Below are 5443 nucleotides of genomic sequence, written 5' to 3'. Positions count from 1 at the left end.
AGTGATTGAGTGTGAGTTAGAGATATAGAAAGAGGTTTATCATCGCAAAGAAAAAAGCGACATTTGTATGTCAAAATTGTGGGTATAATTCCCCTAAATATCTGGGACGTTGCCCCAACTGTGGGTCTTGGTCTTCTTTTGTGGAAGAGGTTGAGGTTGCTGAGGTCAAGAATGCGCGTGTGTCCTTGACAGGTGAGAAAACCAAGCCCATGAAACTGGCTGAGGTTACTTCCATCAATGTCAATCGAACCAAGACGGAGATGGAGGAATTCAACCGTGTACTTGGAGGCGGAGTGGTACCAGGAAGTCTTGTCCTCATCGGTGGGGATCCTGGGATTGGGAAATCAACCCTTCTCTTACAAGTCTCAACCCAGTTGTCTCAAGTGGGTACGGTTCTCTACGTCAGCGGGGAGGAGTCTGCCCAGCAGATTAAACTACGTGCAGAGCGTTTGGGAGATATTGATAGCGAGTTTTATCTCTATGCAGAGACCAATATGCAGAGTGTTCGAGCTGAAGTGGAGCGCATCCATCCAGATTTTCTCATTATTGATTCCATCCAGACTATTATGTCTCCTGAAATTTCAGGGGTGCAGGGATCTGTTTCTCAGGTGCGTGAGGTGACGGCTGAGCTTATGCAGCTGGCCAAAACCAATAACATTGCCATATTTATCGTAGGTCATGTGACCAAGGAAGGAACCTTAGCTGGTCCGCGTATGTTGGAGCATATGGTGGATACGGTGCTTTACTTTGAAGGGGAACGCCACCATACCTTCCGTATTTTAAGAGCGGTCAAAAACCGTTTTGGTTCCACTAATGAGATTGGCATCTTTGAGATGCAGTCGGGCGGATTGGTTGAGGTGCTCAATCCGAGTCAGGTTTTCCTAGAGGAGCGTTTGGATGGGGCGACTGGTTCGTCAATCGTTGTGACAATGGAAGGGACGCGTCCGATTTTGGCGGAGGTTCAGGCTTTGGTGACACCGACCATGTTTGGAAATGCCAAGCGTACGACGACAGGACTTGATTTCAATCGCGTCAGCTTGATTATGGCTGTTTTGGAAAAACGGGCAGGTCTTCTCTTGCAAAATCAGGATGCTTATCTCAAATCTGCTGGCGGTGTCAAATTGGATGAACCTGCTATTGACTTGGCCGTTGCAGTTGCCATTGCTTCGAGCTACAAGGACAAGCCAACCAATCCTCAGGAATGTTTTGTTGGGGAGCTTGGTTTGACAGGAGAGATTCGGCGCGTGAATCGTATCGAACAGCGCATTAATGAAGCTGCTAAACTGGGTTTTACTAAGATTTATGTACCTAAGAATTCCTTGACAGGAATCACTCCGCCTAAGGAAATACAGGTCATTGGGGTGACAACGATTCAGGAAGTTTTGAAAAAGGTTTTTGCTTAATCTGTGACAAATCCTCTTAAAAATGATAAGATAGGAGAAATATTTGACTATCAAATTTTCAAGGAGGGAATCATGTCGTATTTTGAACAGTTTATGCAAGCCAATCAGGCTTATGTTGCCCTACATGGGCAGTTAAATCTGCCACTTAAACCCAAAACAAGAGTGGCTATTGTGACCTGTATGGACTCTCGTCTGCACGTTGCGCAAGCTTTGGGCTTGGCACTTGGGGATGCTCATATCTTGCGGAATGCAGGTGGTCGAGTGACAGAAGACATGATTCGTTCGCTGGTTATTTCCCAGCAACAAATGGGTACAAGAGAGATTGTGGTATTGCACCATACAGACTGTGGTGCTCAGACCTTTGAAAATGGACCTTTTCAGGAGTATTTAAAAGAGGAACTAGGTGTCGATGTGTCAGACCAGGACTTCTTACCCTTCCAAGATATAGAGGAGAGTGTGCGAGAGGATATGCAACTCCTTATCGAGTCTCCTCTAATACCAGACGATGTTATTATCTCTGGTGCTATTTACGATGTGGATACAGGAAGTATGACAGTTGTAGAATTATAAACACTTCATTTAGAAAGAAAGTGTATGAAGAAAAACAGTATTTTATTTATTTTTATTTTATTGCTATGTATTGGTTTGCAGTATGAAACCATCTACTATACGGATGGTTCGATGTCAGGTGCGGAATATAGACTAATGGGAGTTTCTATCTTTCTAGCTCTCTTTTACATGATTCCGGCTCTTTATTTCCTTTTCCATATTGGGAAAAAATGGGAATTACCAAAGAATGCCTTGATTTTGTCTTTATTGGGTGGGATGTTCCTTTCAGGCTGGCTGTCTAGCTTTGCTAATACCTATATCCATGATTTACTGGGTATTCTTTTCCCAGATAGTGCATTTTTAAATGCCTTTGAAAGTGCTATTGTAGCTCCTTTGGTAGAAGAACCCTTGAAATTGTTACCACTTGTCTTTGTTTTAGCTTTGATTCCTGTGCGAAAATTAAAATCTTTGTTTTTACTTGGGATTGCTTCTGGTTTGGGATTCCAAATGATTGAGGATATTGGCTATATTCGTACGGATTTGCCAGAGGGATTTGACTTTACTATTTCGAGAATTTTAGAGCGTATCATCTCAGGTATTGCCTCTCACTGGACTTTTTCAGGTCTAGCTGTAGTAGGTGTTTACTTGCTTTACAGAGCCTATAAAGGACAAAAGGTTGGCAAGAAACAGGGGCTTATTTTCCTAGGTTTAGCTTTAGGAACTCACTTCTTGTTTAACTCTCCTTTTGTAGAATTAGAGACAGAGTTGCCCTTAGCGATTCCGATGGTTATGGTTATTACTCTCTATGGTTTTTATCAGGCTTATCGCTTTGTTGAGAAGAACGATGAGATAGTGAACTAGAATATTTTTCAAAAGAATGATGCAAGGGTACAAATATGGTACCCTTCTTTTATTTTTGATTGAAAAATAGTGCAAAAAGCGCTACAATGGTAGATGGAAAATCTTGTGAAAAGCACAAGCGATACATATATACCGGAGGAAATCATGTCTTTTTCTGATTTAAAGCTGTTTGCCCTTTCTTCTAATCAAGAATTGGCAAAACGTGTGGCGCAGGAGATTGGGATAGAGTTGGGGAAATCAAGTGTTCGTCAATTTTCAGATGGAGAGATTCAGGTCAACATTGAAGAATCAATCCGTGGGAAACACGTCTTTATCCTACAATCAACTAGTTCGCCTGTAAATGACAATCTGCTTGAAATTTTGATTATGGTAGATGCTTTGAAGCGTGCGAGTGCAGAATCTGTCAATGTTGTCATGCCTTACTATGGGTATGCACGTCAGGATAGAAAGGCGAGAGCGCGTGAGCCAATCACTTCAAAACTGGTCGCAAATATGCTTGAAGTAGCTGGAGTGGATCGTTTATTGACAATCGACTTGCATGCTGCGCAGATTCAAGGATTCTTTGATATTCCTGTGGATCACTTGATGGGGGCTCCTCTGATTGCGGATTATTTTGAGCGTCGTGGCATGGTTGGTTCTGACTATGTGGTTGTCAGCCCAGACCATGGAGGGGTGACGCGTGCCCGTAAGTTGGCTGAGTTTTTGAAAACATCTATCGCTATCATCGACAAACGTCGTAGCGTTGATAAGATGAATACTAGTGAAGTCATGAACATCATCGGTAAGGTCGAAGGCAAGACTTGTATCTTGATTGATGATATGATTGATACTGCGGGAACCATTTGTCATGCGGCAGATGCCCTTGCGGAAGCTGGTGCTGTTGAAGTCTATGCAAGCTGTACGCACCCAGTTCTTTCTGGTCCTGCTATGGACAATATCCAAAAATCAGCTATTAAGAAATTGGTTGTTTTGGATACCATCTATCTGCCAGAAGAGCGTTTGATCGATAAGATTGAACAGATTTCAATCGCTCATCTTCTAGGGGATGCTATTGTACGTATCCATGAAAAACGCCCACTTTCTCCACTTTTTAGTATTGAGAAAAAGATTTAATGACCAAGCCTGAGATGATTCTCAGGTTTTTTTCATCTCTTTTCCGAATAAATAGATAGAGCCAGAGAATCTAGTAAACCTAGATTTAAAAATGTGCTATAATGAAAGGAGAGAAAGTATGACATTACGTCATCCAGGCATCAGCCCGACCAATGATTTGGTAGCTAAAAAAATATTTAGTAATCCAGAAATCACTTGTCAATTTATTCGCGATATGTTGGACTTGCCAGCAAAAAATGTGACCATTTTGGAGGGGAGCAATATTCATGTCTTGCCTTCCGTGCCTTACTCAGCGCAGGATTTCTATACCAGTATAGATGTTTTAGCGGAGTTAGATAATGGAACGCAAGTTATCATTGAGATTCAGGTGCATCATCAGAATTTTTTCATCAATCGTCTGTGGGCTTATCTATGTAGTCAGGTCAATCAAAACCTAGAAAAAATCCGTCAGCAAGAGGGTAATACTCATCAGAGTTATAAACATATTGCACCAGTATACGCTATCGCAATCGTGAATAGCAACTACTTCTCAGATGACCTGGCTTTTCATAGCTTTAGTATGCGAGAGGACACGACAGGTGAAGCCTTAACCATCACAAATAATGGACAAGAAAACCATCTAGTCAAAATGGCATTCTTGGAACTAAAAAAATATAGAGAAACCAGCAAAGACGAGGTTCGTAAACCGTGGTTGGAGTTTTTTGGGAACAAGCCCTTTACTCAACACCCCGAGCGGGCCATCAGCCAAGCAGATCAACTGCTGGACTATAAGAGCTGGTCCGAGGAGGACAGGAAAATGTTTAGTCAACTACGTATGCGTGAAGAACAAGCCTTGTTAGCACAGGACTATGCCTTGGAAACAGCTAGGGCTGAGGGTATTGAAGAGGGATTAAAAGTAGGTTTAGTAAATCTAGTACGTCAAGGTCTTCTAACACCTGAGGTTGCAAGTCAGCAATTAGGTATGACCGTCGCTGAATTTGAGTCACTATTGAAAGATCATCATAAATAAGACCTAAAAATACAGAGAAACCAGCAAGGACAAGGTTCGCAAACCGTGGTTGGAGTTTTTTGGGAATAAACCCTTTACCCAAGAACCCGAGCGAGCTATCAGTCAGGCAGACCAACTGCTGGACTACAGGAGCTGGCTCGAGGAGGACAGGAAAATGTTTAGTCAACTACGTATGCGTGAAGAACAAGCATTATTGGCTCATGACTATGCCTTGGAACGTGCTGAGGAAAAAGGATTAGAGCGTGGTCGTGCAGAAGGTATTGAACAGGGACTGGAGCGTGGGAAAGTTGAAGGAAGTTTGTCCATGCTACTAAATCTGGTTCGTCAACATCTTTTAAGCGCTGAGGTTGAGAGTGAGCAATTGGGCATGTCAGTAGCTGAGTTTGAGTCCTTGCTACAAGGTCACATTTTAAATAGTAGAAAGTTAATGGAGTGGCGAGTTATTTCCAAAATGCTGCTAAATTCCCAAACTAAGTTCCACCGCTAGTAGAAGTGGAAGTTAGTCTGA

At 42.4% G+C, this 5443-nt stretch carries 5 protein-coding genes and 1 pseudogene; all 6 read left to right on the top strand.

The window, feature by feature from the left end:
- The first annotated feature begins 41 nt into the window (after nucleotides 1-41).
- Nucleotides 42-1403 (top strand): DNA repair protein RadA, encoded by a 1362-nt coding sequence (gene radA, locus RWM06_RS09150; protein ID WP_399553538.1) that lies wholly within the window; start codon nucleotides 42-44, stop codon nucleotides 1401-1403.
- Between the two features lie 72 nt (nucleotides 1404-1475).
- Nucleotides 1476-1973, top strand: a complete 498-nt coding sequence (locus RWM06_RS09145) for a carbonic anhydrase (protein WP_004237611.1) — start codon at nucleotides 1476-1478, stop codon at nucleotides 1971-1973.
- Between the two features lie 24 nt (nucleotides 1974-1997).
- Nucleotides 1998-2813, top strand: coding sequence for a PrsW family glutamic-type intramembrane protease (locus RWM06_RS09140; protein WP_313970889.1), 816 nt, complete (start codon nucleotides 1998-2000; stop codon nucleotides 2811-2813).
- Nucleotides 2814-2957: 144 nt separating this feature from the next.
- Nucleotides 2958-3926, top strand: coding sequence for a ribose-phosphate diphosphokinase (locus RWM06_RS09135; protein ID WP_033682853.1), 969 nt, complete (start codon nucleotides 2958-2960; stop codon nucleotides 3924-3926).
- Nucleotides 3927-4044: 118 nt separating this feature from the next.
- Nucleotides 4045-4935, top strand: coding sequence for an Rpn family recombination-promoting nuclease/putative transposase (locus RWM06_RS09130; RefSeq protein ID WP_313970888.1), 891 nt, complete (start codon nucleotides 4045-4047; stop codon nucleotides 4933-4935).
- A 7-nt stretch (nucleotides 4936-4942) separates the two neighbouring features.
- A pseudogene (locus RWM06_RS09705) lies at nucleotides 4943-5341 on the top strand (hypothetical protein); the annotation flags it as partial.
- Nucleotides 5342-5443: the final 102 nt, after the last annotated feature.

The sequence above is a fragment of the uncultured Streptococcus sp. genome (genome assembly GCF_963516575.1).
In the GTDB taxonomy this organism is placed as follows: Bacteria; Bacillota; Bacilli; order Lactobacillales; family Streptococcaceae; genus Streptococcus.
This window is presented reverse-complemented; position numbering and strand designations above follow the sequence as displayed.